Origin of the sequence: Actinomyces bouchesdurhonensis (assembly GCF_963540955.1) — a bacterium.
In the GTDB taxonomy this organism is placed as follows: Bacteria; Actinomycetota; Actinomycetes; order Actinomycetales; family Actinomycetaceae; genus Pauljensenia; species Pauljensenia bouchesdurhonensis.
Genome location: NZ_CAUTSL010000093.1, coordinates 1 through 3,974, shown reverse-complemented (window position 1 = coordinate 3,974; position 3,974 = coordinate 1). Strand labels below are relative to the sequence as shown.

The window sequence follows — 3,974 nt, the reverse complement described above, 5'->3', positions numbered from 1 at the left end:
CAATCCTCCCTAACGGGTTGAATGCTCCCGATCAGGTGGAACCCTCCCAATGGAGCTAACCCCCATCGGCGGCGCGCCAGCGCCGCCGACACCGCCCCCGACGACATCTCGCCACCGGCGCCTCCACCGACGACGCACGGGATTGGGCCGCGACCAACAAGTTTTGTCCTATAACCGCCTTCCTGTATGCGCGCGGAGTGGCCTGCTTCCGCCGCGCCGACCAGGGTAGCGCGTCCCGGCCTCGTCGAGGGTGCCTCAGTAGGAGGACAGCGGCCCGGCGGTGCCCCGGCCTCGTATATTCTCCAGCAGAGCGTGACCGTTAGAGCCGTACCAGACGGGGACGGACTCGGGGACCGTCCACAGCGCGTCGGGGACCATCGCCTCGAAGGAACCGTGGGCCATGAACTGTTCGATCTCGGAGAGGGAACGAATCGCGATACCCGCGACCGCCTGGGGGTATTCGCGCGCGAACTCGGCGTAAATCTCGGGATCGCGTTGGCCGTCGTCGCCGACGAGGAGCCACCGCACGTGCGGGAACATGCGCGCCAGGCGGCGCAGTTCGCGGCGCTTGTGCTCGGGGCCCGAGCGGAACCACCCGGTGTTTGACGGGCCGAAATCCGTCATGAGGAAGCCGCCCGCCGGGTAGCCGGAGCGCTCCAGGAACGAGCGGACCGTGGGCACCACGTTCCACGCGCCGGTCGACAGGTACATGATGGGGGAGTGCGTACCTTCCGGCACCCCCTCCGACGTCGCCGACGAGGTCGTGAGCGTCGTCAGCAGTTTCGCCATGCCCGGGACGGCCTCGCGCGAGGAGACCCGATCCAGGAAGGCGTGCCGCGCGGCCGACATCAGGCGCGGCAGCATGGAGACCATGACGGTGTCGTCGATGTCGGAGACGACGCCGAAGTGCTCGTCGTCGGAGACGATGCGCACGCGCACGCAGGCCGGGCGTCCGGCGCGAATGCGGCCCTTGCGGGGGCGCTCGTACATCGCCGAGGCCGGGGCCGGCAGGGGGGTCGCGTTGCGTAGCGTGGCGGCGAGCTTGGAGGCCGTGTCTTCGGAGAGGCCGAGGGCGCGCACGTCGCCCGCGTGCAGGACTTGGATGGTGGCGTCGTGCCAGCCGGGTTCGAGGCCGTGGCCGAGGACCGTCATGTCGACGAAGCCGCCGCGGTCCGCGAAGGCGAGCCTGCGGGCGTTGCCGACGGTGACGAGGACGGGCTGGCGGGGGACCTGCGCGTTGAAGAACTGGCGCCATCCGCGGCGGTTTTGTAGCCACGTGCGGGAGTCGTCGCCGCGGGCCATGAGGACGCGACCGAGGATGCGGGCGCTGCGCTGGGAGCCGATGCCGCCGAAGCCGACGACGCCGGGGTAGTACCAGCCTTTCGACATGGCCGCGACCAGCAGGGTCGACGCGAATTCGCCCGCGCCGGCGGTCAGTGCCAGGGCGAGTGAGGGGGACTCGTCGTCGATGAGAGGGGGGCGAAGCAACATCAGGGTAATCATAGGGCCAACCCACCGGGGAAGCGCAAGCTCCGGAGCGACCGAGCCGCAGGCGCCCTGTGGTAGTCTGACCGCACAGTCAAAACGAGTGCCGCGAGTCGGTTGCGCGCCTGTCCACTGAGGTGTGGGCCTCTTCGTCGAGAGAGCATCAAGGAGAAACAGTGACACAGGAACAGCTCTGGGGTGGGGCACTCGCGCGGCGGTCGAGGGTCATACGGTGGCTGGTGTTGCTCGTGCTCCTGCTGGTGATCGGCGTAGGGGTGTGTAGCTGGTATCGGGAGCATGTCGTGTGGGGACGAATCACGCCCGAGCAGGCGGCGCGAGCCTACGTGCAGATGATCGTCAACGGCGACTGTGAGACGTGGGATGAACTGAACCCGCCGGAGCCAGGCTGGTGCTACAACGCCAGGTGCTCGATGACGCTCACTGAGGTGTCTGCGCAACGCGAGCAGGCTCCCCAGCTTATCGATCTGAGTGTTCGCCCCACCTACTCCACCAAGATGTACGTGGCTGACATGCGCCTCGACGTTGGCGGCGAGGAACGCTCCTACTCGATGACCCTCACACGCGGGGAAACCGGATCGGACCTCACCGGATGGTGGAAGGTCAAGCAAGCCCCCGAGGACATGACAGCAGTCTCTGCTGACCAGGCCATCTTGTCTGTCACTCACATCGATGGTCGCGCCTACACCCAGCCTGAGGAGTCGAAGACCCGCGAATGGCCGATGAATTGGCAACTGGCCACCACGACGAGTTTCCCGGGCGTCTACGACCTTAGCTGGACGAAGATGAGTGACCACGGTCGCGCGATGGTGCTGCGAGAAGACACCGGCCAATGGCAGGAAGCGGACGACGGGCACGTCACGATTACTAGCTCGGGGCGCTATCACATCGCCGTTGTGCCGACCGCCCAGGATTTTGAGGAGGTCCGTGCGCTCGCCGAGCAGGAGACACGCGAGTGCCTGAGCGGGCAATGGTCGGACATATGCAACGCGAAGGTCAACGGCGCCGGAGATGACGGCATCACTATCGAGGTCAGCCTGGACCAGGAACGCAACCCCGAGACCTCAATCTTCGGTGTGCGCATGGGGGGCGTTACCGTGACACTACCGAGCGGGTCACAGGAAAACGAGCGCTTCGGGTGGCGTTACGTCGTTGACGACCAGGGGCAGACGCGCGTGGAGTTCTCCTAAAGGAAAGCAGCTCGACGAGGCCGGGGGCTTCGGTCGCCACGCGCGGCCCCCCGACCCCCGCTCAGTCGAGGGGGAGTTCAGGCTTGGGCGCGGCGGTGTTCTTGCGTAGCGCGGGCAAGCCGATGAGCATGAGGACGACCATCGCCCAGCCGGAGCCCGACATGGTGAAGAGTCCGCCGCGCGCGCCGATTGCGTCGATTGCTGGCCCGGCGATCGCCGTGCCCAGCGAGGTCCCCAGGTTGATCGAGGTCGACATCCAGGTCAGGCCCTCTGTCAGCTTCGCGGCAGACACGGACTGTTGAATAATGACGTTAACGTTCGTCATCGTCGGGGCGCAGGTCAGGCCCGTGACAAGGATGACGGCGGCCATCGTCCAGATGTTGAAGGCGACGGGGAACAGGCTCATGCCGATCGCCATCGCGATGACGCCGATCGCGAAGAGCTGCCAGGTGGGGCGTCTCCACGTGCGTGCCCCGTAGACGAGCGCGGCGGACAGTGAACCGATCGAGAAGAGCGCCAGGAGGATACCGCCGAGCGCGGGGGTGCCCAGCTCCTCGGTGAAGCTGACCATCGAGACCTCCATCGAGCCAAAGGTCATGCCCATGCCGATGTAGGTGGCAGCCATGACGAGGACGACGGGCTTGCGGATGACGGACTCGCGCGGGGCATGCGGGTCGTAGGGGATCGTCGCTGGCTCGGAGGAGCGCCGCGACAAGAAGAGTATGCCGCCCACGGCCAAGCTCACGATGGAAATGGCCAGACCGATGGCCGGATGCAGGGCAGTGCCCAGGACCGTGGAGAGCACGGGCCCCACGATGTAGACGAACTCGTCGACCGCCGACTCGAGGGCGTAGGCGGTCGTCAACTGGCCGGGCTTGTTCAGGATCGTGGTCCAGCGTGAGCGCACGAGCGCGCCCGGAGCGCCCCACGTGGCGCCCGCGAGGGCCGCAGGAATGAACAGCGTCCACTCGGGCGCATGCATGAGGGTGGCGGCCACCAGCGCGCACATCGACAAGGTGGAGATGACCCACGCGGGGCCCATGACGCGCAGCTGCCCGTGCCGGTCGACGCGGCGCGCCAGGATGGGCGCGCAGACCGCCATGACGATGATGTTGACCGCCGACACGGCGCCGGCCAGCGTGTAGTTGCCGTACTCGGCGCGCACCAACAGGATCGTGGACAAACCCACCATCGACATGGGGAGGCGCAGAATCAGCCCGGCAGCGGAAAACTTCCAGGCCTGACGGTAACGCAAAATGTCGAGATAGGTACCCAGCATCC

At 66.8% G+C, this 3,974-nt stretch carries 3 protein-coding genes; 1 reads left to right on the top strand and 2 read right to left on the bottom strand.

Annotation, left to right across the window (positions count from 1 at the left end):
* Window positions 1-255 precede the first annotated feature (255 nt).
* A complete protein-coding gene (locus RYL44_RS10050; protein WP_276739576.1) occupies window positions 256-1,503 on the bottom strand; it encodes an App1 family protein in 1,248 nt (415 codons plus the stop codon).
* 158 nt (window positions 1,504-1,661) lie between these two features.
* On the opposite strand from RYL44_RS10050, the gene RYL44_RS10045 reads away from it, so the two are divergent.
* Entirely contained in the window at window positions 1,662-2,693 is a 1,032-nt protein-coding gene (locus RYL44_RS10045) for a hypothetical protein (RefSeq protein ID WP_314975905.1), read from the top strand.
* A 61-nt stretch (window positions 2,694-2,754) separates the two neighbouring features.
* Here the strand turns inward: RYL44_RS10045 and RYL44_RS10040 are convergent, their stop codons facing one another.
* On the bottom strand, window positions 2,755-3,972 hold the full coding sequence (locus RYL44_RS10040) for an MFS transporter (RefSeq protein ID WP_314975904.1): 1,218 nt from the start codon (window positions 3,970-3,972) through the stop codon (window positions 2,755-2,757).
* Window positions 3,973-3,974: the final 2 nt, after the last annotated feature.

Coding starts and splice junctions, on each gene's coding strand:
- RYL44_RS10050 (WP_276739576.1), bottom strand. CDS start 1,503: ATGATTACCCTGATGTTGCTTCGCCCCCCTCTCATCGACGACGAGTCC.
- RYL44_RS10040 (WP_314975904.1), bottom strand. CDS start 3,972: ATGCTGGGTACCTATCTCGACATTTTGCGTTACCGTCAGGCCTGGAAG.